Annotated in this window: 20 protein-coding genes; 10 read left to right on the top strand and 10 right to left on the bottom strand. The window is 45.9% G+C overall.

The features are described 5' to 3' along the window. Position 1: 1 nt before the first annotated feature. From QUA74_RS12815 to QUA74_RS12795, 5 genes are all read right to left on the bottom strand, one after another. The gene (locus QUA74_RS12815; protein ID WP_333329076.1) at positions 2 to 2704 is read right to left on the bottom strand and encodes a tetratricopeptide repeat protein; all 2703 of its coding nucleotides are present in this window, start codon (positions 2702 to 2704) and stop codon (positions 2 to 4) included. Between the two features lie 555 nt (positions 2705 to 3259). Further along, positions 3260 to 3865: a 50S ribosomal protein L25/general stress protein Ctc gene (locus QUA74_RS12810; RefSeq protein WP_333329073.1), complete on the bottom strand. Its 606-nt coding sequence runs from the start codon at positions 3863 to 3865 to the stop codon at positions 3260 to 3262. Between the two features lie 64 nt (positions 3866 to 3929). After that, positions 3930 to 4298, bottom strand: coding sequence for a hypothetical protein (locus tag QUA74_RS12805; protein ID WP_333329070.1), 369 nt, complete (start codon positions 4296 to 4298; stop codon positions 3930 to 3932). A 37-nt stretch (positions 4299 to 4335) separates the two neighbouring features. After that, positions 4336 to 4707, bottom strand: coding sequence for a hypothetical protein (locus QUA74_RS12800; RefSeq protein ID WP_333329067.1), 372 nt, complete (start codon positions 4705 to 4707; stop codon positions 4336 to 4338). 267 nt (positions 4708 to 4974) lie between these two features. Next, entirely contained in the window at positions 4975 to 6315 is a 1341-nt protein-coding gene (locus QUA74_RS12795; protein WP_333329064.1) for an adenylosuccinate synthase, read from the bottom strand. Positions 6316 to 6681: 366 nt separating this feature from the next. Between QUA74_RS12795 and QUA74_RS12790 the strand changes: the two genes are divergently transcribed. The 7 genes from QUA74_RS12790 to QUA74_RS12760 all read left to right on the top strand — a co-directional run bounded on the left by QUA74_RS12790 (position 6682) and on the right by QUA74_RS12760 (position 14438). Continuing rightward, positions 6682 to 7719 (top strand): adenosine deaminase, encoded by a 1038-nt coding sequence (locus tag QUA74_RS12790; RefSeq protein ID WP_333329061.1) that lies wholly within the window; start codon positions 6682 to 6684, stop codon positions 7717 to 7719. A gap of 240 nt (positions 7720 to 7959) precedes the next feature. After that, positions 7960 to 9264 carry an aspartate aminotransferase family protein gene (locus QUA74_RS12785; RefSeq protein ID WP_333329059.1) on the top strand — a complete coding sequence of 435 codons (1305 nt, stop codon included), beginning with the start codon at positions 7960 to 7962 and terminating at the stop codon, positions 9262 to 9264. 291 nt (positions 9265 to 9555) lie between these two features. Further along, positions 9556 to 11043: a TldD/PmbA family protein gene (locus tag QUA74_RS12780; RefSeq protein ID WP_333329056.1), complete on the top strand. Its 1488-nt coding sequence runs from the start codon at positions 9556 to 9558 to the stop codon at positions 11041 to 11043. 20 nt (positions 11044 to 11063) lie between these two features. Then, positions 11064 to 11405, top strand: coding sequence for a DUF6883 domain-containing protein (locus tag QUA74_RS12775; protein WP_333329052.1), 342 nt, complete (start codon positions 11064 to 11066; stop codon positions 11403 to 11405). Next, positions 11395 to 11646, top strand: coding sequence for a DUF4926 domain-containing protein (locus QUA74_RS12770; RefSeq protein ID WP_333144873.1), 252 nt, complete (start codon positions 11395 to 11397; stop codon positions 11644 to 11646). The genes QUA74_RS12775 and QUA74_RS12770 overlap by 11 nt, the downstream gene beginning before the upstream one ends. A gap of 59 nt (positions 11647 to 11705) precedes the next feature. Beyond that, positions 11706 to 13052, top strand: coding sequence for a TldD/PmbA family protein (locus tag QUA74_RS12765; protein ID WP_333329049.1), 1347 nt, complete (start codon positions 11706 to 11708; stop codon positions 13050 to 13052). Positions 13053 to 13313: 261 nt separating this feature from the next. Beyond that, positions 13314 to 14438, top strand: a complete 1125-nt coding sequence (locus QUA74_RS12760; protein ID WP_333329046.1) for a THUMP domain-containing protein — start codon at positions 13314 to 13316, stop codon at positions 14436 to 14438. Between the two features lie 49 nt (positions 14439 to 14487). Here QUA74_RS12760 and QUA74_RS12755 read toward each other — a convergent pair whose 3' ends face one another. From QUA74_RS12755 to QUA74_RS12745, 3 genes are all read right to left on the bottom strand, one after another. Continuing rightward, entirely contained in the window at positions 14488 to 15207 is a 720-nt protein-coding gene (locus QUA74_RS12755) for a 2OG-Fe(II) oxygenase (RefSeq protein WP_333329044.1), read from the bottom strand. Between the two features lie 661 nt (positions 15208 to 15868). After that, positions 15869 to 16288 carry a peptidylprolyl isomerase gene (locus QUA74_RS12750; RefSeq protein WP_333329041.1) on the bottom strand — a complete coding sequence of 140 codons (420 nt, stop codon included), beginning with the start codon at positions 16286 to 16288 and terminating at the stop codon, positions 15869 to 15871. A 138-nt stretch (positions 16289 to 16426) separates the two neighbouring features. Continuing rightward, positions 16427 to 17287, bottom strand: a complete 861-nt coding sequence (locus tag QUA74_RS12745; RefSeq protein ID WP_333329038.1) for a prohibitin family protein — start codon at positions 17285 to 17287, stop codon at positions 16427 to 16429. A 134-nt stretch (positions 17288 to 17421) separates the two neighbouring features. Between QUA74_RS12745 and QUA74_RS12740 the strand changes: the two genes are divergently transcribed. Together QUA74_RS12740 and QUA74_RS12735 are read left to right on the top strand one after the other, a co-directional pair. Further along, positions 17422 to 18213, top strand: coding sequence for an RNA ligase family protein (locus QUA74_RS12740; protein ID WP_333329035.1), 792 nt, complete (start codon positions 17422 to 17424; stop codon positions 18211 to 18213). 15 nt (positions 18214 to 18228) lie between these two features. After that, positions 18229 to 19377, top strand: coding sequence for an AAA family ATPase (locus QUA74_RS12735; protein WP_333329032.1), 1149 nt, complete (start codon positions 18229 to 18231; stop codon positions 19375 to 19377). A gap of 86 nt (positions 19378 to 19463) precedes the next feature. On the opposite strand, the gene QUA74_RS12730 is transcribed toward QUA74_RS12735, so the two are convergent. Continuing rightward, positions 19464 to 19673: an acetyltransferase gene (locus QUA74_RS12730; RefSeq protein WP_333329029.1), complete on the bottom strand. Its 210-nt coding sequence runs from the start codon at positions 19671 to 19673 to the stop codon at positions 19464 to 19466. 27 nt (positions 19674 to 19700) lie between these two features. Beyond that, a complete protein-coding gene (locus QUA74_RS12725) occupies positions 19701 to 20867 on the bottom strand; it encodes a zinc-dependent alcohol dehydrogenase (protein ID WP_333329027.1) in 1167 nt (388 codons plus the stop codon). A gap of 273 nt (positions 20868 to 21140) precedes the next feature. On the opposite strand from QUA74_RS12725, the gene QUA74_RS12720 reads away from it, so the two are divergent. Further along, positions 21141 to 21266 (top strand): hypothetical protein, encoded by a 126-nt coding sequence (locus QUA74_RS12720; protein WP_333329024.1) that lies wholly within the window; start codon positions 21141 to 21143, stop codon positions 21264 to 21266. Positions 21267 to 21407: the final 141 nt, after the last annotated feature.

Raw genomic sequence — 21407 nt, 5'->3', positions numbered from 1 at the left:
ATTAGAAAATTTTTGGTTCTAACTCTAAGGCGTGACGGTAACAAGAACTCGCTTCATCAATTTGCCCTTTCTTAGTTAGAACTTCCCCTAAATTATAGTGGAACCACGAGAAATCTGACTTAAGTTTGATCGCGCGGCGATAAGAATCGATCGCTCCCTCCACATCTCCTTGATGTCGCAGCATATCCCCTAAATTGTTGTGGATATACGGATCATCAGGTTTTAACTCGATCGCGCGGCGGTAACAGTTCATCGCTTCCTCCCGCTGACCTTTTGCACTCAAAGCATCGCCTAACAATTGGTAAGGTTTATACTCATTTGGTTGAACCTCAATAGCCTGGCGGTAAGAAGCGATCGCCCGATCTTTATCATTCTTTTGCGCGAAAAGCAACCCCAACTGCAAGTGCGCCTCACCGCATTCAGGATTTACCTGCAACGCCATCTGATAAAAGACGATCGCCCCATCCGGCCAACTGTGCCGCACCAAAGCATTAGCCAACTCAACATAAAGGTCAGCATCATTCGGCGCAATCTCCAGCGCCTTGTGATACAACTGCACGTCATCACGATTCTCCTGAATCGCCCGCCGGTACAAACGCATGGCCTCCTGCAAATCCCACTGCGATCGCATCCTCAAAGCATCAGCCAACTTTTGTGAAAGCCACGGCAAATCGGCCTGAATCTCCGCAGCGCGGCGGTAAGCGGCGATCGACTCATCCCACCGTTCCAGCTTCTCAAAAGCCGTTGCCATGTTGTAATAAGTCCACGGAAAATCAGGATTTAACTCGGCCGCGCGCCGGTAAACATTGATCGCTTCCTCCCACCTTTCCATTTCTAGCAGCACGTCGCCCAACTTGCTCTGCGACCAGAAGAAATTGGGATTAACTTCGTTAGCACGCCGGTAGGCAACAACTGCCTCATCCCAATGTTCCAAATTCACCAGCGCTTCTGCTAAATTGTTGTGCGCCCAAAAATGGTCAGGATTTAGTTCGATCGACCTTTGGTAAGCCGAGATTGCCTCATCCCACCTTCCTAGTTTAATTAGCGCGTCTGCTAAATAGTTGTGCGACCAACTGAAATCTGGATTTAATTCTGTTGCTTTGCGGTAAGCATTTACCGCCTCCTCCCACCGTTCCAGCTTCCGCAACACATCTGCTAAATTGTTGTGAGACCAGCTAAAATCAGGATTTAATTCGATCGCCTTCCGGTAAGCATTTACAGATTCCTCCCACCGTTCCAACTTAACCAGCGACTCAGCTAAATTGTTGTGCGACCAAGAAAGTTCGGGATTATTTCTAATAGCGTTGCTGTAAGCATCTACCGCCGCTTCCCACTGTTCTTGATTTCTGAGAATTTCGCCCAATTCGTGATAAGCTGCGCCAGCATTTGGGTTCAACTCAACCGCGCGCCGGTAACACTCAATTCCCTTATCTACCTTACCTTGCTCGATCAAAGTTTTGGCTAAATTTTCGTGTTCCTCAGCCGTGCCCGATTTGGGGTCGATCGCAAATGCTCGATACCAAGCCTCAGCCGCCTCCTCCGACTTTCCTAACTGCGTCAAAAGTTTTGCAAAATTGCGGAAAGCACCGGCAAAATCCGGTTTCAGGGCGATCGCCTTTTCGTAAGCAGAAACCGCTTGCTGCCACTGTTCCTGCTGCGCGCAAATGCTGCCGTAATTAGCGTAAGCTTCGGCAAAATTAGGGTTAATTTCTATTGCTTTGACATAGCAACTTTTAGCTTCATCAATTTTTCCGCCAGCTTGTAGCGCGTTGCCCAGCATTTTGTAAAGCGGCGCTTCCGGCTTAATTTGCAGCGCTTTCTTGCAAGCTGCGATCGCCTGTTCCAATTTGCCCTGAGCAAAATAGCCTTCTGCCAGTATTTTGTATGCTTCTGGATCTTCTATATTAATTGTAGAATTAACTGCCTGCTGCACTGGGGGCTTAACTGGCTGCTGCACTGGCGGCTTAACCGCTGTTGCTGCGGGCTGCTGCTTAACTGCACCGTTTGTGGCAGTTGCACCCGCCAAAGTTTGCTGTCCCTCGCTGCCATTTCTCGCATTAGCTGCGTTCAGTTCAATAGCTTTGCGATAATATGCTGTCGCTTCCTCTAACTTGCCTTGTTTTTTTAGCGCTTCGCCCAAATTTTGGTAAGCTGTGGCCACATTAGGATTTAATTTTATGGCGCGATCGTAACAAGCGATCGCTTCGGGGAATTTTTCCTGCCGAAAAAAAGCGTCGCCCATATTCAAGTGTTCCCCAGGCGCTACTTTTTCCGGTTCCAAACTAAATGCTTGATACCAGCAATGCTGGGCTTCTTCCGGTTTGCTAATTTCTCCGAATACTTTTGCTAAATTCCGGTATACTCCCGCGAAATTCGGCTTAATCGCGATCGCCTTTTGATAAAATCCGATCGCCTCCTGCCATTTTTGCTGCTGCGCGCCAAGGCTGCCCAAATTCGCGTATACTTCCGCAAAATTCGGTTCTATTTCAATCGCTTTAGCGTACCAGTGCCGCGCCTCTTCCATCCTGCCTTGAGCTTGCAGCGCGTTGCCCAAAGTCTTGTAAGCTGGTGCAAAATTGGGGTGAATCTTCAAAGCTTGCTCGCAGGATGCGATCGCTTCTTCTAATTTTCCTTGGGATAAGTATATTTCTCCCTGTTGGTTAAATTGAACCGCTGTTGATTCTGTACTCACTGTTGATGGCATATGGGCGGCGGCTCCAGAGGCAGGAATTAAATAGGGTAGTCAAAACGTTTCACAATTATACTCGCGTTTGACACTAAGAGTAGCGGGCTTGTTCCCCCACTTCTTATTTTTTTTGAATCCCGTTGCTGGGGAGGAACCGGGATTCTCGGCGGATTTTTTTGATTTTACAGCTAAATATGTACGAATCAGCCCGGTTTCTGGCAGATTTGCGCGCCCGTCCCGACTTTTGTAGCTACTTGTCGATCGCCCCTTTTGTAAAGAAAAGTAAACACTGCCGATACTTGCTGGTGGGATGCTTTCTTGTGGACGCGGCAAGGGAGATTGCACCCTTTTCTATAGGCTTTTTACCGGCGGGCTAGGAGCCACGCCCCACAATAAAGTAATTCACTCTTTGTGGAACAGGCCGGAAAGCCGGTTTTTGAGCAGGGTGAAAGATGTGCGATCGAACCCAAACGAGAATAGCCTTTTTAGCGAAAAACGATCGCCCTTTTGGAAGAAAGCGATCGCCCTTTTTTTTCAACAATTAATTAGTTAACAACTATTAGCAATTACTAATCAAGCTGCTGCCTCTGCGTCTTCTTCTGCGTCTTCGGCTTCAGAACCTGCTTGAATTCCCAGCACGCTAACAACCACCTGATCTGGTTCGCCGAGAGCTACCACTCCTGCAGGCAAAACTAACTCGTGAATGTGCAGCGCATCCCCAACCTTTAAATGAGAAATATCTACTTCAATTGCTTCAGGAATGCTGTCAGGTTTGCACTTAGCTGCGAGTTGCGTCAGCACAGTATCCAAAATGCCGCCTTCTAACTTGACGCCGACAGGTTCGCCGACAAAACGCAGTGACAATTCAACTTCCAGGCTGTCTTGAGTCGCCACGGAGAAAAAGCTCAGGTGGTAAGGATGGCCCTTCCAAGGATGAACTTGAACTTCCCGGAGCAAGGTTTTTCCGCTCCAAGAGAGGTCGGGAATGCTGAGGTCAATTAGGGTATTGTTGACTACGTGCTTTTTGAGCAGGTGTTCAACTGTTTTGGCTTTGATGGTAAGGGAAATGGATTCAGATCCTTTGTGACCGTAGAGGACGGCGGGAATCAATCCAGAGCGGCGGAGGGCGTTAGGTTTGCTGCCTTCTGCCCGCTTTTGACATTCTACTGCGAGTTCCATTTTCTGACTTTCTGTTGATTGTTTTCACATTTTACCAGAATTGTGATATTGCGATCGCGCTCAATTAAATTCGCTGAAGGTATTGATAATTTTCGTTTTCCACACACTTCAGCAATTCCAGCATTTTTCTCAGACGGTACGTTCCTGATTGATACTCTTCTTTTGAAGGGGAATCACCAAGCTTAGTAAGAACTGCATCGCTTTCACTGATGATTGCTTCGCTGAAAATTTTCTTGAACTGCTGGCGAATATCTTGATTTAATTCGACTAAAGGCAGAATTACATTTTCTTCATCTAGGTAAATTTGGGTTTCGACTGATTCGCCACCTATTTTTGAAAATGCTGATTTTGCTAACCACTCGTAAGTAGCTGCTGTTATTCTTACATTATCGGACGGTTCACCATTGGCTGAATAAAAACTGATGTCAAACATGGGGATTACTCCGGCTCGTAAACATCCAGAAACTCATTCAAAGGACTCGCTGAAGATACTGATAATCTTCGTTTTCAACACATTTTAGCAAGTCCAGCAATTTCCTCAAACGGTAGGTTGCTGCTTGATATTCTTCTTTGAGAGGGGAATCTCCCAGCTTGGTGAGGAGGGTATCGCTTTCGCAGATAATTGCATCTCGGAAAAAATTTCTGAGCTTCTGGCGAATATCTCGATCTAACTCAACTACAGGTAGCTTCTCCTCTTCTTCATCTATCAAAATATTTCTGGGAACAGATTTGCCAATTTTGCAAAATTCTGATTTTGCCAACCACTCGTAAACCTCTTCCGACATTTGGACATAGTGTGGCGACAGTTCGGTTTTGAATGCATAAAAAATAAAATCTAACATTAGCTTTCCTCTTGACCTTCCTGATTTAAAAACTTACTTTCGGGAAAATATTACAAGTCATTAGTGGCAACTTAAGGCTAAAATATTTGATAAATCTCGCTTTTATCGTAGTCTAGATCCCCCTTGCATCCCCCTTAATAAGGGGAGTAGGGGTTGACTTTGAGAAGAGTCTTGTCCCCCCCTTCTTAAGGGGGGCTAGGGGGGATCTAAATTTAATAGTCAAACAGCAGTCTCTGGCTGGGTTTGACGTTAAGTTGATACCAATGATTAGGAGTGTGCTGCTACAGGCGTACCGTCAGCAGAGAGCAAAGCGCGTTTCGGCCCGTGAATCGGGTCTTCTACAATAATAGTTTGGTCGCGGCTCGCACCGAGAGAAACAATTGCGATCGGCACTTCCATCAAATCTGCCAAAAACTTTAGATAATCCAAAGCTTGCGGCGGTAAATCTTCCAAATTCCGGCACTCTTCCGTAGACTGTTTCCAACCGGGAAGGGTTTCGTAAATAGGTTTGCACCGAGCAAATATCCGGGAACTTTTCGGGAAATCAACACATTTTTCGCCGTCAATTTCGTAAGCAACGCAAACTTTTATTTCTTCTAATTCATCCAAAACATCTAGTTTGGTAATTGCCAGACAGTCAAGGCCGTTGATGCGGACTGCGTAGCGGCCGATTACTGCGTCGAACCAACCGCAGCGGCGTTTTCTGCCCGTTGTCGTGCCGAATTCTGCACCTCTATCGCCCAAAATTGCGCCAACTCCATCTACCATTTCGGTAGGGAAGGGGCCTTCCCCGACGCGGGTTGTATAAGCTTTTGCTACACCAATTACGCGATCGATCGCTGTTGGGCCGACTCCGGTTCCCACACAAGCCCCACCAGCGATGGGATTGCTGGAAGTAACGTAAGGATAAGTACCGTGATCTAAGTCTAATAAAGTGCCTTGCGCGCCTTCAAACAGAATATTTTTCCGCTTGTGAAGTCCCTCATAAATCTTCAGGGAACTATCAACTACGTGCGGCCGCAAACGTTCCGCATAAACTCGATATTCATCAATTACGTCTTGCGGATTTAAAGGCGGCAAATTGTAGAGTTTTTCCAGAAGGACATTTTTACAATTAATCGTCCATTCCAATTGTTCTTGCAACCCTTCCAAGTCCATTAAATCGAGCATCCGAATGCCGGTACGTTCCGACTTGTCTGCGTAAGTAGGGCCAATGCCGCGTCCCGTCGTCCCGATTTTATAATTTCCCCGCTGCGTTTCCGATGCTACATCAATTAATCGATGATAGGGCATCGTGACGTGAGCCGTCTCCGAAATCATCAGGGAGGCTGTTGAAATATTCAGTGCCTCTAGCTGATCTAACTCTGCAATTAAAACTTTAGGGTCGATGACCGTGCCACAGCCGATAATACACTCTTTATCAGGGTAGAGAATCCCGGACGGAATTAAGTGCAGCTTGAAAGTCTGACCGTTTACTACCACGGTGTGACCGGCGTTGACGCCCCCTTGGTAGCGGACAACGATATCTGCGGATTTGCTGAGCAAATCGGTAATTTTGCCTTTTCCTTCATCGCCCCACTGGGCGCCGATCACAACTACGTTAGCCAAGGGTTTCTCGCGTTCAGTTCAGGTTGACACAATCTCCGATTATCTATGAATGCGTCCTAAATGTCAATCAATCGATTTTAGATTTTAGATTTTGGATTTTAGATTTTAGATACGGGCATGGGGCATGGGGCATGGGGCATGGGGCATGGGGCATGGGGCGTGGGGCATGGGACATGGGGCATTGGCCAAACAGGGCATCTCCCAAAAAGCCTGTTTTTAACAGGCAAGATGCCTCTTCCACAAGAATTATCGGAGATATCTATTGGGCATTAGGCCTTGGAACTCACAAATAACCAATGACTAATGACTGCTGACTACTGACTAATTAATTTTTGTTAACATTGAGAAAACTGAGGCTTTGTTGCCATGACTTTACACGCTGAGTTGCACCGCCATCTGGGTGGTTCTGTTGTTCCTAGGGTGCTATGGCGGTATTTCGATCGCCACAATGCTGAGATGGTTAATCGATTTCAACAATACTCGGAGTTTGAGGAGTTTTACACTCGTCCGCGCAATACTCTCAATGAGTATTTGGAACTGCACACGCTGGTAGAAAGCGTTCAAACTGTTGAGACGTTGCCTTATTTCATCTATCGGTTGATGCGGGGCGCTTACGTGTTTGAAAATCTGGCTTATTTGGAGTTGCGCTATACGCCTTATTTGCGGACTCCAGAACATTTGGATCAGTCAGAACGGATTGATTTGATGGCAGAAATTGTAGAGGTTGTGGGCAAGGCAAGTCAAATTAGCGATTGTCCGATTGTTACTAGCCAAATTTTGTGTATGCACTCGCGTTTGCCGTATGAGGTGAATCGGGCGATCGTAGATTTGGCGGCGCAGATGGGAGAATATGTTTGTGCGATCGATATAGCTGGCGGCGATGATTGTATTGGCGATCGTTTGGATGAGTTTGTCGGATTGTACCAGTACGCGAGGTCGATCGGCATCAAAACTACCGGCCACCTCTACGAAACTACCTCTGGCTGTTATCCCGAACTTCTGCCTTATCTGATGCGTATCGGCCACGGGATTCAAATTCCGTTAAAATATCCCGAACTGCTGCCAGAAGTCGCGCGCAGGGGTCAATGCTTGGAGGTTTGCCCGACTACCTATCTCAAAACGGGGACGTTGCAGGATATGCGCGAATTGAAGGTTGTGTTCGATCGGTGTTTTGAAGCTGGTGTCGATATTGCCATTTGCACTGACAACGCGGGATTGCACAACGTGCGATTGCCTTTCGAGTACGAGAATTTGTTAACTTTGGATATCATTGATTTTCGGCAGTTGCAAGCGTGTCAAGAAGCTGCTTTCCGCCATGCTTTCGCGTGGCCCTACGGGGAGCGACCTGTGAAAATGCTGACCGGTTTGTTGCAGCATGAGTCTGTAGGGGCGATCGTTAATTAAAGAATATCTATTTAATGAACCGCGAAGGAAGAGAAAGAGGAAGATAGGCAGATATTTTCCGGTAAAAACTCTACTTGGAAATGAGAAAAACCTCTTTCTTCTCTTCCTTCGCGCTCTTTGCGTCTTCGCGGTTCGTTTAAAAAAGATATTTGTAAAATTATAATAAGCGTCGGGCGATCGGCAATCCGTAGCAAGTTATAGTTTGAAGGCAGAATCCTCAATATAAAAAGATAAAAAAAGATGACAAATATGGACGCTTACTGGATGCCATTCACTGCCAACCGACAATTTAAAGCGAATCCGCGAATATTGGTTTCGGCAAAAGATATGCACTTTACAAGCGATGATAACCGCTCAATTTTAGATGGTACTGCGGGGCTTTGGTGCGTGAATGCAGGACACGCGCGCGAGACAATTGCCGAAGCAGTTAAACAGCAGGTTTTGCGTTTGGATTACTCTCCGGCTTTTCAGATGGGACATCCGGGTGCTTTTGAATTGGCGGAACGTTTGGTAAAGATGATTCCGGGCAATTTCGATCGCGTTTTCTTTACTAATTCGGGTTCGGAATCAGTAGAAACTGCTTTGAAAATTGCGATTGCTTATCACCGGGTGAAAGGTGAAGGAACTCGCCAAAGATTAATCGGTAGGGAACGCGGCTATCACGGCGTTGGTTTTGGGGGAATTTCTGTCGGCGGTATCGGTACAAACCGCAAGTTTTTTGGCAGTTTGCTCACGGGAGTCGATCATTTACCTCACACTCACAGTCTCGAACATAATGCTTTCAGTCGCAAACAACCGGAATGGGGAGTGCATTTGGCGGATGAATTGGAGCGGATTGTCGCTTTGCACGATGCGTCTAATATTGCAGCGGTAATTGTGGAACCGGTGGCTGGTTCTACAGGGGTTTTGATTCCCCCGAAAGGTTATTTGGAGCGACTGCGGGCGATTTGCGACAAATACGGAATTCTACTAATTTTTGATGAGGTAATTACCGGATTCGGACGGCTAGGCTCTAGTTTTGCTACGGAATATTTTGGGGTGGTTCCCGATATTGTGACGGCGGCCAAAGGGATAACTAACGGTACGGTGCCGATGGGGGCGGTGTTTGTAAAAGAGGGCATTTATGATGCTTTTATGAATGCTCCTGAAAATGCGATCGAGCTTTTTCACGGTTATACTTATTCAGGCCATCCTGTGGCTTGTGCGGCTGCTTTGGCGACGCTGGATATTTATGAGGAAGAAAGGTTATTTGAACGAGCAGATAAGATGGCTGGTTACTGGGAAGATGCGGTGCATTCTTTGAAGGGAGTGCGGCACGTAATTGATGTTCGGAATCTGGGATTGGTGGCGGGTATTGAGTTGGAATCTATTGCTGGGAAGCTGGGGAAACGGGCTTTTGATTGTTTCTTGCAGTGCTATGAAAAAGGGTTGCTAATTCGGACTACGGGTGATATTATTGCTTTGTCGCCACCGTTGATTATTGAGAAGGAACATATCGATCGCATTGTGGAAATTTTAACTGGGGTTTTGCAGGAAATGGAGTAAGATTAAACGAACCGCGAAGACGCGAAGGACGCGAAGGAAGAGAAATAAAAAGAGGTTTTTAGGTAAAAACTCTACTTAGAAATGACCTCAAATTCGTTGGCATCGGAATTATTTATCTCTCTCTTTTCTTCCTCTGCGGTCTCTGCGCCCTCTGCGGTTTAATCATTCCGAAACAACCCTAAACGATATGATAAAGACCTCTCTCTTTCCTTCCTTCGCGTCCTTCGCGTCTTAGCGGTTTATTCCAATATGTTATAATAATTAACAACTAACGACGAATGACGAATAACTATGGTGCAATTAACTGCAAAAATCTCTGCTAACGAGTTAGCAAATTTGGCTGTAGATTTGATTCGGAAAACAGGTTGCGAGTACGGTGATGTGCGTTTTTGCAGTTACCGAAGGCAGAATCTTTACGCGCGCGATCGCTCTTTAAGTCAACTGTCAGATAATGTAAGTTCCGGTTTTGGCGTGCGAGTGCTTCTAGACGGCGCTTGGGGGTTTGCGGCCAGTCACAGCAAAACACCAGCAGAGGTTGCAAGAATAGTCGCTTTGGCTGTAGAAATCGCGAAAGGCAGCCGCCTAACTCAGAAGGAACCGGTGCGGTTAGTGCCTGTCGAAAAATATGTCGATACCTACATTACTCCGATCGCCATTGACCCTTTTTCTGTACCCGTTGCTGATAAAGCGGAACTGCTGCTAACTATCAACGAGAAGCTGCTAGCACACGGCGCACAAGGCATCAAAAAAGCTTCTTCTTTTTTGCAGTCAAGCCGCGAAGACAAGGTTTTTGCTTCTACAGAAGGCTCGCTAATCGAACAAACAATCTACCGCAGCTATCCGGGTTTTGACTGTACGGCAATTGCGGGCGGAGATGCCCAAAGTCGCAGTTACGAACGCCCGCCGCTGAATATCGGTTACGAACATATTAATCCCGATGATTTGTTGAGTCAAGTCGAAAGAGTTGCCGCCGAAGCTATTGAGAAAGTCCGGGCTCCTAAACTCCCGGCTGGTATTTGCAAATCCCTGATTCTTAAGCCGACAAATTTGTATTTGACTATCCACGAATCAGTCGGGCATCCAACAGAATTAGACCGGGTTTACGGCTACGAATCTAATTTTGCTGGCACTAGCTTTGCTACTACTGATAAGTTAAATAAACTGCAATACGCTGCACCTTGGGTGAATTTTAAGTGCGATCGCACTCAACCGGGCGGCCGCGGTACAATGGGTTACGATGATGAGGGCGTAAAATCACAAGATTGGTACGTTGTCAAGGATGGGATTTTAGTTGATTATCTCACTGACAGAGAGACGGCTTATCGCCTCGGACGCGGTAGCAGCAACGGTTCTGCTTACGCTGACAGTTGGTCGAGCGTGCCGATGGTGAGAATTCCCAATTTGGGATTGGAGCCGGGTCCGGATGGCGGCAGCCATACTGCTACTTTGGCAGAGATGATTGCTGATACGGAAGAGGGGATTTTAATCGACGGTATGGGTAGTTATTCGATCGACCAGCAGCGGCGCAATTTTCAATTCGGCGGCGATGCTTTTTGGAAGGTGGAAAAAGGTAAAGTTGTCGGTATGTTGAAGGATGTAACTTATCAGGCGATGACTACTGATTTCTGGAATCAAATAGATGCGATCGGGCCGGCTTCGGAGCTGGTTCAGTGCGGTACTAATATATGCGGAAAGGGCGAGCCGATGCAGGTTGCTCAAATGACTCACGCTTGTGTGCCGGTGCGAGTGAGGGATATTCAAATTGGGGGAAATTCTTAATTAGATTGTAGGTTTTTAATGTGAAAATTCCAGCGGATGCTATCATAGCCGAAGCAAAGTTGACGCGCTATTTACTTGTTCCCAAAGCACAAGATGACAAGTCCAAATTTCTCGCTCAAGGGGGTTTTAGTCAAGATAACCCAGAAGCTTTGTTAGCAGCCATCCAGTTTTTGATAGCGTCGGCTGAGGCAGTAGAAAATGGTGCTAATGAATTCGGAAAGTTCTTTCGCGCCGAAGGTGAGTTGTCAGGGGCTAATGGACGTAATTTAGCAGTTGTTACAATTTGGTTGCAGTGGCAAATTGACGGAAGTTTTCATTTTATTACTCTCAAACCCAAAAAGGAGTCTCGACGTGAAACTTGAACTTTACCAGCGTGTAGCATTGTGTCGGGATATGCCGCTATATCAGCTCAAAAAAGGTGATGTAGCCATGCTAGTCGATCGCGTACCTCATCCAAGGGAAGGCGAAGATGATGGCTGCGTTCTAGAAATATTTAATGCTTTAGGAGAATCGATTTTAGTTGTGGCTGTTTCTCCTTCAGATGTGGAACCTCTGCGAGCAGATGAAGTGTTAGCAGTACGCTCTTTAGTACAGGCGAGTTAACCGTAGTATTGCGGCTAAACCTATTTTCAAATACAACAAATCTTCCGGGACTTTAGCTTATGCTCGTAACAACATCGCCCACACTTTTAAGTGAAGACAAAGCCTTATCTTTACTAGAAAAAGCAGTCAAACTATCCAAAGCAGAGGAAGTATTTGTCAGTCTCTCTACAGGCGAAGAATCTCTTTCGAGATTCTCGGAAAATCAAATCAGCCAAAATATTAGCAAAACTGTATTTAACCTGAGTATTACTAGCTATTTTGGCAACAAAAGCGCCTCTGCTGCTGTTACAGAATTTGATGAAGATGCGATCGCCTCCGCAGTCAAGCGATCGGAAGAATTGGCCAGAATTGCGCCGGCAGACCCCGAATGGATGCCGCTGCTGCCGCCTCAAACCTACGATTTGCGATCGCCAGCCTTCGACACAGCAACGGCAACTGTATCGCCTCTAGCACGGGCCGAAATGGTGCAGCAAGCGTGCGCGAGATCCTCCCAGGGGGGCGCTCATGGTTCGGGCACTTTGAGCACTGACGCGTCGCTGTACGCGATCGCCTCGTCAACCGGACTCCGCGCCTGCAACCAGTCTACAGAGGCGGATTTCAGCTTTACTGCTCGCGTTGAAGACGGTTCTAGTTGGGCTCAGAGCACTGCTTGGAGTATCAACGAATTGCCGATCGCCCAATTAGCAGAACAAGTGCTTGATCGGGCGATCGCATCTCGCAACCCGCGCCCCATCACTCCCGGCGTTTATCCGGTAATCCTTGACGGTGCTGCTTTTGCGGGCTTGCTACCGTGGGTAATTTGGAGTTTGGATGCGAGGGCGGCGGATGAGGGGCGATCGTTTATGTCGATCGCCGATGCAGAGGGAAAACCAGCGGGAAACCGCGCGGGGGAACAACTTTTTAGCCCGTTAGTGCAAGTGCAGCGCGATCCGGCTCATCCTTTGTTGCGATCGAATACTTTTTTCGGCGACGGATTGAGCAATAACTATTTGGAAATCATCAAAGATGGCGTCCCTCAAAGTTTGTCTTATTCCCGCTACTGGGCCGCACAAAAAGGCAAAGAGGCAAAAGGTGCTTATTACCCGATCGTAATGACAGGTTCCGACCAAAGTTTAGCAGATTTAGTTGCTCAAACCGAGCGAGGAATTTTCGTTAGTCGAGCTTGGTACGTGCGCTACGTGAATCCGAAAACATTGGAAGTAACGGGAATGACTCGCGACGGTACTTTTTGGATTGAGGATGGCAAAATTGCTTACCCGATAAAAAACCTGCGTTTCAATCAAGTTTTACCTGATATGTTGCGCGATGTGGATGCAGTTAGTGCGGTGAAGCGTTACGGCGGTAGTGTCGTGCCCGGAGTGCGCGTGAAAGCTTTTAATTTCACGAGTATTACTGACAGTTTGTGACTTGCAGCGGTGAGGTGCGCGGAGGCGCACCCTCTGGGCGTTAGTTTTTGTGTCGGTAAGGTAGATTGGGTGCGGGTTCAGGCGATCGCCTGTTGACAAAGCTGTTCGGAGAATTAGTATTTTTTTAACCGAGGCATCTACCTTAAGGTAGAGTATTCTTTGTGAAGCTTACGATTAAAACCAGCTACTATCTAATTTAGGGCGCTCAAGAATAAACCAATTCCCAATTCCCAATTCCCAATTACCAATTACAAATTATCAATGAATCAATATTTTGCTACAGTTGCGCGCGGTTTAGAAACTATTGCCGCCCAAGAATTAGAACGTTTAGGAGCTCAGGATGTCAAGCCAGATTTTACTGGGGTTTACTTTGCGGGCGATCGCGCTTTATTGTACCGCGTCAATCTTTGGTCGAGAACAATTTTTAGAGTGCTAATGCCGATCGCCGAATTCCGGTGTTACAACTCGGATATGCTCTACCGCGAAGTGCAGAAAATCCCTTGGGACGAATACTTAGATCCCGACAATACTTTAGCAGTAAACTGCACCGGCGGCAACGAAAATTTGAACCACACTCACTTTACAGCTTTGCAGGTCAAAAATGCGATCGCCGACCAACAGCGCCTTCAATTTAACAAGCGTTCTAATGTCGATGTAGAGCATCCCGATTTGCTAATTAACATTCACATTCATCAAGATAGAGCTATTTTAAGTTTAGACAGTTCTGGCGGCAGTTTGCACCGCCGGGGATATCGACCGGCGATGGGGCTTGCTCCCCTGAAAGAAACCCTAGCTGCGGCTTTGTTGGAGATGGCAGAATGGACGCCTGATTTGCCGTTTTTAGACCCGATGTGCGGTTCTGGAACTTTGCCTTTGGAAGCGACGTTAAAGGGCTTGAATATTGCACCGGGATTGTTTCGAGAAAAGTTTGGATTTATGACTTGGCGGGATTTTGACGAACCTTTGTGGGATGAATTGTGGGCAGAAGCTGAAAATAGTGAGTTACCGGAACTTAAAGAGGTGATTGCAGGGTGCGATCGTGATTCCGATATGTTAACTCAAGCTCGCACGAACGCGCAGCAAGCTGGTATTTCCGGTAAGATTCAGTTTGCTCAAACCGAGCTCTCAGAGTTGGAAGCACCCGCAGACAGAGGCGTTCTGATTTGCAATCCTCCCTACGGAGAGCGCCTGGGAGATGCTAGCGAATTGGGAGATTTGTACAAGATGTTGGGGGATATTTTCAAGAATCGTTTTAAAGGTTGGAATGCGTTTATTTTGACGGGAAATAAGGAGTTGGGGAAAAAAGTGGGACTCAGGACATCGCGCCGGATTCCTGTTTTCAATGGGTCGATTCCTTGTACCTTGCTGAAGTATGAACTGTATTAAATTTCCCTTCCTCTTCCCCTTCCCCTTCCCCTTTTCTTGATTAAATGTTTCACCTAGCCATCAACTTGGGCTGGAATGACTCCGAACCATTTTTCCACCAGAAAACGCCTTCTTTCTGGCGTGGAGAAAGAGTTTTTGAAAGCACGAGCAACTCATCTGGTGAAAAAGGAGCCTTCCAGTGATCAGAAAACACTTTGATCGGTTTTCTGGAGTGATAATTAAAAAATATTGCGTCGCGGTGTGACTTGAGAGGTATCTTGCCGCGATGGAAAACATGGTGAGAGTCGAAGAAAACAACAGTACCTGCTAGCCCTGTACATGAAACGCAATTTGATAGGTCTAAGTGTTTTGCTACTTCTGCATCAGAAAATAAAAGTTTGCCTTTGAGAGAGCTTAACTTAGAATTGAAATGCTTTGGAATATATTCAAACGGGCCGCCTTCAGCATTCACATCATTCAAGTAAACAGCTATTTTGAGAAGTCGGTGATCTTCCGGGTCTTTATGCCACAATCTTGTAAGTACCTGCTGTTCGTTCGCGAAATCTTTCTGAAATAATGAACCGCGGTAAGCAACTGGAACGCGAAGATAATTTTCAGCAATGTCGAGCAACCGCTCTTGAAGACCCCACAAAAAAATTTCTGAATTTTCTATAATTTTTGCTGAATCCACATGGTAAACGTATTGATCTTGAAAAGCCGGAGCTTTTGGATTATTAGCTAAGATAACTTTGGCTCCCTCCAAAAGTTTTTCAGTCAGGGGCAAGGACAAAGCTTCTAGAGAAGTAATAAAAGCCCCTTCCTTCCTGATAGCATCGACAATACACTGATTTGTGGGACTAAGTGCAGGTATTTTTTTGATATGTTTGAACATTCTCCAATTGTAAGACACACTAGATTGGAGCAGGGAAGTTTCTCTTCCTACTTTTCTGAAACCTCTATTGATCATATTAATTTTACTCTTTTCATTGCTGAGGACGCATGAGATATCTTATATCATTACTTTTGTGAGGTGTCGTATTTTTATTACAAAAATTTACAAACAATACTTGCACAAGTAAGGTCGATCGCAAATAGATTGCCAAACCATCTTGAATGCCAACTTATAACTTATTAGATATATATTTAGTCAGAAGTGTTGAATTTCCTTACAAAAATTTATATTTAAAAAATGAAACCAGGTTTCCATCTATAATCTTGTAGTGAAAAATAAATCATCATTTTTAGGCAAGTCTTTGACTAAAAGTTTGACAATTTCTCTATAACTATTTATCATATTATTTAATAATTAACTTAATTTTTTGGCGAGCATTAGACCATAATCATAGTTCAAATTTTAATTTTTTTAGCAACACGCCACACTTCTGATATTTAGTATTGGATTTGTAATAAGGACTAAAGTCCTTATTACAAACGCAACTAATTACTGGAAATTAATGCTCAATTTTGAGCGAAATAATTTTGTCACCTTGGCGGATAGCATTGACGACAGACATATCCTCAGTTTTGCCAAAAGTTGTGTGAACTCCATCTAAATGAGACTGGGGAGAATGGCAAATAAAGAATTGGCTGCCACCCGTATCCCGGCCTGCGTGAGCCATCGATAAAGTGCCTGCCAAATGTTTGTTGGAGTTGATTTCGCACTTAATTTTGTAGCCGGGGCCGCCCGTTCCATTGCCTTTTGGACAGCCACCTTGAATCATAAAGTTAGGAATGACTCGGTGAAAAGCCAATCCATCGTAAAAACCTTTTTCGGCCAAGTCAACAAAATTCTTCACTGTGTTAGGCGCATCCCCATCGAACAATTCCAAATTGATTGTGCCTTTGTCGGTTTCCATAATAGCGCGGGTCATGATTTTTCCTTGCTTCCTAAAATGAGTGTGTTGCCTGCGTGTTAATTGCGGACTTCGCTTTTATAGCGACAGATTCAACCTAATCGCTAGATTTGGTCTTCCCGAAGTTTAGCATACTCCGCGAACTTTCAACGGCTGCTAACTTTTTTGGCGATCGGGTTCTTCCTGAATATCGTTCATATTAAAAATGAAAGGAACCCGACTCGAACCACTGCCCATCACCAACACTTTTGGCATCTGAGCGCCGCCGCTTCTCCAAGCTTCAATCGCCTCTTTTTGCAGCACTAAATCGCCGCCCTGAGCCTTCAAAGTTTCAGCCAATAGCCTTTGAGCTTCCGCCCTACCTTGAGCGCGGTTAATATCAGCTTGAGCCTGTTGTTCTGCTTCCTGAGCCACATAAACAGCCCTTTGCGCCCGCTGTTCAGCAACCTGTTTCTCCTCAACCGCTTTCGCAAAATCTGTCGAGAATCGAATGTTAACAACGCTCGTATCGAGTACGATTACATCATACTTTGATAGCCTTTCCTTCAGCGCAGTATCAAAGTCTCGCTTCAGTTCACTTCTTTGAGTAATAGATTGTTCTGCGGTTCTCAGTGCGGCCGCTGTTTTAAATGCTTCTTGCGTCTGAGGAGCAATAATTTTTGAGACTATATTCTCCAAAGTTCCTTGAGTCCTTCTGATCTCCACTATTTTCTCAGGATCGAGGCGAAAGTTGATCGCAAAACTGGCATTTAAATCCTGAAGGTCTTTAGTAGCACTCTGGGCGGGAACTTCAAATTTTTGCACGGTTACATCGTACACGTCTACCTTGGATATTAGCGGGGGTCTGAGGTGAAACCCCTCTAACAATGCTCCATCTGTGGCTTTTCCTAAAACGCTGACAACGCCTGCTTCGCCTGGATTGATGACGACAAAAGAGTTTAATCCGAGGAGTAGCGCGCCTACTAATAGAATCCCAGCGAGTGCTGATGATATGCTCTGGAAACTTTGATTTTTCAACTTACACGCTCCTTTGTACTCATTCCATTATAATCGTTAAATAGATTGGGTCGCCTCTAAAGTCTAAGATCTAAAATTAAAATTAAAAATGGATGGGTCGCCTCTTAAATCTAAAAGGTAAAAGGAATTGGCTGATGCTCAAAATTGTTAAATATCCTCGAACTTATCACATCGAAGGTTCGCGTTTCCAACCGGGTGATGAAGACCTCGACAGCGTGCCATTTAGCGCCCTGATCGATCGCCCGACAGTGATTGAAGAAAAGGTAGACGGCGCTAATACAGGCATCAGCTTCGCACCCGATGGACAAATGCTGCTGCAAAGTCGCGGCCACTATCTCACCGGCGGCCCCAGGGAAAAACATTTTAACTTATTCAAACAGTGGGCTTTCAGTCTCAGCCCAGCCCTGGGAGAAGTGCTGGGAAATCGCTACATTCTTTACGGCGAATGGCTGTATGCCAAACACACTGTTTTTTATAATTTTTTGCCGCACTATTTTATGGAATACGATGTGCTGGACTTAGAAACAAGTCAATTTCTGAGTACAGAATCCCGCCGCAAGTTGTTAAGCGGACTGCCGTTAGTGTCCGTTCCCGTGCTGTTTTCTGGAATGCTGAAATCGCCCAAGCAAATGATGCAGTTTATGGAAAAATCTAATTTTATTCAACCTGGACATTTGGATCGGTTGCGTTTGTACTGCGGGGAAGTGGGATTAGATGAAGAACGATGTTTGAAAGAGACTGACAAGAGCGATCGCATGGAGGGTCTGTACCTTAAAATTGAAGAAGATGGCATAGTAAAGGCGCGTTACAAATACGTGCGATCTAGCTTCTTGACTGCTATTAAAAATGCCGAAGGACATTGGCTAAATCGCCCAATTGTACCCAATATTCTGCGTCCCGGTGCAGATTTATTTAATTTTAGTTAACCACCCGGTGAATTTATGACTGCACTGTTATCGCCAACTTGGACTTTTCCCTTTTGTCCCGAACCCCCCGATTGGTTTCTGGATTGGGACAGCATTCAAAATCATTTTGATTGGATTCAAAACTTAAAAGGCTGCCAGCAAGACCCGATTTATCACGCCGAAGGAGACGTTTTAATTCATACCAGAATGGTCTGCGAAGCATTAATATCTTCCCCGAATTGGCGTCAATTACCCGTGCAAGAACGATCGATACTTTTTGCCGCCGCTTTGCTGCACGATGTCGCCAAAGCAGCCTTTACAAAAATAGAAGCCGACGGCAGAATTAGCTCAAAAGGTCACGCCCGCCAAGGTGCGAGAATGGTCAGACAAATTTTATCCCAATTCGAGTCGCCTGTGCAGTTTGAGATTCGCGAAACAGTTGTGGCGATCGTCAAATTCGGCAGTTTACCCATCTGGCTGATCGACAAACCCAACCCGCAGCAGTCTGTAATTAAAGTCAGTCAAGTTGTCCGCTGCGATTTCCTCGCACTTTTAGCCGAAGCAGACGTGCGCGGCCGACAGTGTAGCGACAGACAAGAACTTCTCGATAAAATAGAACTATTTCGGGAGTTTTGTCAAGAAAATAATTGTTTGGATTCTCCCCGACAATTCCCATCAGCACACAGCCGATTTATCTACTTCCGCAAAGACAACGGAAATCCCGATTACGAAGCATTTGACGATACTCGATGCGAAGTAATCTTGATGTCTGGCTTGCCGGCAAGCGGTAAAGATTATTGGATTCGGGAAAATCTTCCAGATTTGCCGATAATCTCGCTGGATGCACTGCGGAAAGAGATGAATGTCCCTCCCGACGAAACTCCCGGCAATGTAATAATGGAAGCCAAAAATAGAGCGCGGGAATATATGAGAGTGGGGCGTTCTTTTATCTGGAATGCTACCAACACTACTAAACAAATGCGCCAGCAATTAATTAATTTTTTTGCCGATTATCAAGCGCAAATTCGCATTGTTTACCTGGAAGTTCCTTTGGAGGAAGTATTGCAGCGGAATCGATCGCGCACAGCAACTGTACCGGAAGCAGTCATTCGCAAATTAGCTGCGCGGCTGGATATTCCCGATCGCACAGAAGCGCATCAAGTAGAGTGGAGCGTTAACAATTAATCTCCCTTTTTACCTAAAACTGTTAGAGCCCCGACTTCTTTAAGAAGTCGGGGCTCTGGGTATTAGGTTTGGGGTTTCCCTTGATATCAATGAGTTTGATAATTTTCCTCAGTCCAGCAGCGCGGCAGAGTTTCACCGGAAGGAAAGACTAAATTACTTTTTGGAAAAGTTGCTGTCTCTTGCTCTTCTTGACCAGCTTGATTTTTTCCCGGCACTTCATTTTTTGTAGGGCTGAGTAAAGCCTCTACATCGAGGATTTCTATCAAGTCGCCTGATTCTTTTTCTTGTAAAAGCATAGTTTCTCCTTGTCAGTTAAATGCGAATTAGGGTTTGAGGACAACTTTGATACAGTTGTCTTTTTTGTTGAGGAAAATCTCGTAGGCGTGGGGCGCTTCATCCAACTTCATTCGGTGCGTAATTACGAATGACGGGTCAATTTCGCCTTTTTGAACGCGATCGAGCAAAGGCCGCAAATAGCGGTGAACGTGCGTCTGTCCCATTTTCAGGGTCAAGCCTTTGTTGAAAGCTGCACCTAAGGGCACTTTGTCAACGAAGCCGCCGTAAACGCCGGGAATTGAGACTGTGCCACCCTTGCGGCAAGCTACGATCACTTGTCGCAGGGCGGTAGGTCGATCGCTCTCCAACCGCACGGCTTGCTTGGCTTTGTCGTACAAAGCGTCGAGACCGGTGCCGTGGGCTTCCATCCCCACCGCGTCGATGCAGGCGTCGGGCCCGCGTCCCCCCGTCATTTCGGTGACGGCTTCCCCGGCGTCCATTTCTTCGTAGTTGATGATTTCAGCTTTGGCCGCGGCCGCCATTTGCAAGCGTTCCGGTACGCGGTCGATCGCAATTACTCGATCGGCCCCCAGCATAAACGCGCTTCTGATCGCAAATTGTCCGACTGGCCCGCATCCCCAAACTGCTACAGTATCCCCCGGCTGAATGTTGCAGTTTTCGGCCGCCATGTAACCGGTAGGAAAGATATCGGTGAGGAACAATACTTGTTCGTCAGAAAGTCCGTCGGGAATTTTTAAAGGGCCGACATCTGCAAACGGAACCCGCGCGTATTCTGCTTGACCTCCTGCATAGCCGCCCGTTAAATGGGAGAAGCCAAACAGTCCAGCCGGCGAATGACCGAATAATTTTTCAGCCAGCCCAGCATTGGGGTTGGAGTTGTCACACAGCGACCACAAATCGCGGTTGCAAAAGAAGCAACTGCCACAAGAAATAGTAAAAGGAATGACAATGCGATCGCCCTTTTTTAAGTTCTTGACTTCGCTGCCGAGTTCGACTACTTCCCCCATGAATTCGTGCCCCATGATGTCACCCGATTGCATTGTCGGGATGAAGCCATTGTAGAGGTGCAAATCAGAGCCGCAGATTGCTGTAGACGTGATTTTAACTATCGCATCGCGCGGATTGATAATTGTTGGGTCTGGTACATTATCAACTCGCACATCATTTGCTCCGTGCCAGCAAAGAGCTTTCATTATTTTTTTCCTCTAGTTAACTACTAGCTAGCAAATTTTTGATTTTAAATCTTACCTTTACTAAGCTGATAAATTACTCGCTTGGATGTTTTTAATTTTAAGCATATAAAATATATATTCTCTCTATCCGAGGTATAATTTATAAATCTATCTTCCGGCTGTTTTCAATACCAAAAATGTCAAGTTTATGCCCTTAAAGTGCGGGAAATTTCACATTCTTCTGTTAACAGCCAACAGTTATAGCAACCGCGCCCGACGGTTAGGACGTTCTTAATGGCTAAAATCCTTGCGGAAGATTGCAACTTCGGTATTCGTTCAACATCGGCTAGAACAGCTAATAACGAGATGGATGAGGTTGTTTTTGTCGATCGGCGATCGCTTCCCTCTCACAATAAATAAATTTTTCGCACTTAATCTCACTAAAGCGGATAAGTCGGCTCACATTAGATAAGTAGCAACCGAAAACTTCTCAAGGAAAAGCGGGTTTATCGATTATTAAGTAGGGTGCATGACTTTTGTATAGCTCACACTCAACGTGAA

This window comes from Microcoleus sp. LAD1_D3, from assembly GCF_036702135.1.
In the GTDB taxonomy this organism is placed as follows: domain Bacteria; phylum Cyanobacteriota; class Cyanobacteriia; order Cyanobacteriales; family Microcoleaceae; genus Microcoleus.
The sequence above is the reverse complement of the archived record's forward strand: the minus strand, read 5'-3'. Positions and strand labels throughout refer to the sequence as shown.

What these genes read in the sequence shown, in the direction of transcription:
- QUA74_RS12805 (WP_333329070.1), bottom strand. Translation starts at nt 4,298, where the DNA reads ATGTTTGACATCAGTTTTTATTCAGCCAATGGTGAACCGTCCGATAAT.
- QUA74_RS12740 (WP_333329035.1), top strand. Translation starts at nt 17,422, where the DNA reads ATGCTCAAAATTGTTAAATATCCTCGAACTTATCACATCGAAGGTTCG.
- QUA74_RS12790 (WP_333329061.1), top strand. Translation starts at nt 6,682, where the DNA reads ATGACTTTACACGCTGAGTTGCACCGCCATCTGGGTGGTTCTGTTGTT.
- QUA74_RS12765 (WP_333329049.1), top strand. Translation starts at nt 11,706, where the DNA reads ATGCTCGTAACAACATCGCCCACACTTTTAAGTGAAGACAAAGCCTTA.
- QUA74_RS12735 (WP_333329032.1), top strand. Translation starts at nt 18,229, where the DNA reads ATGACTGCACTGTTATCGCCAACTTGGACTTTTCCCTTTTGTCCCGAA.
- QUA74_RS12800 (WP_333329067.1), bottom strand. Translation starts at nt 4,707, where the DNA reads ATGTTAGATTTTATTTTTTATGCATTCAAAACCGAACTGTCGCCACAC.
- QUA74_RS12750 (WP_333329041.1), bottom strand. Translation starts at nt 16,288, where the DNA reads ATGACCCGCGCTATTATGGAAACCGACAAAGGCACAATCAATTTGGAA.
- QUA74_RS12780 (WP_333329056.1), top strand. Translation starts at nt 9,556, where the DNA reads ATGGTGCAATTAACTGCAAAAATCTCTGCTAACGAGTTAGCAAATTTG.
- QUA74_RS12760 (WP_333329046.1), top strand. Translation starts at nt 13,314, where the DNA reads ATGAATCAATATTTTGCTACAGTTGCGCGCGGTTTAGAAACTATTGCC.
- QUA74_RS12730 (WP_333329029.1), bottom strand. Translation starts at nt 19,673, where the DNA reads ATGCTTTTACAAGAAAAAGAATCAGGCGACTTGATAGAAATCCTCGAT.
- QUA74_RS12725 (WP_333329027.1), bottom strand. Translation starts at nt 20,867, where the DNA reads ATGAAAGCTCTTTGCTGGCACGGAGCAAATGATGTGCGAGTTGATAAT.
- QUA74_RS12815 (WP_333329076.1), bottom strand. Translation starts at nt 2,704, where the DNA reads ATGCCATCAACAGTGAGTACAGAATCAACAGCGGTTCAATTTAACCAA.
- QUA74_RS12785 (WP_333329059.1), top strand. Translation starts at nt 7,960, where the DNA reads ATGACAAATATGGACGCTTACTGGATGCCATTCACTGCCAACCGACAA.
- QUA74_RS12810 (WP_333329073.1), bottom strand. Translation starts at nt 3,865, where the DNA reads ATGGAACTCGCAGTAGAATGTCAAAAGCGGGCAGAAGGCAGCAAACCT.
- QUA74_RS12720 (WP_333329024.1), top strand. Translation starts at nt 21,141, where the DNA reads ATGGCTAAAATCCTTGCGGAAGATTGCAACTTCGGTATTCGTTCAACA.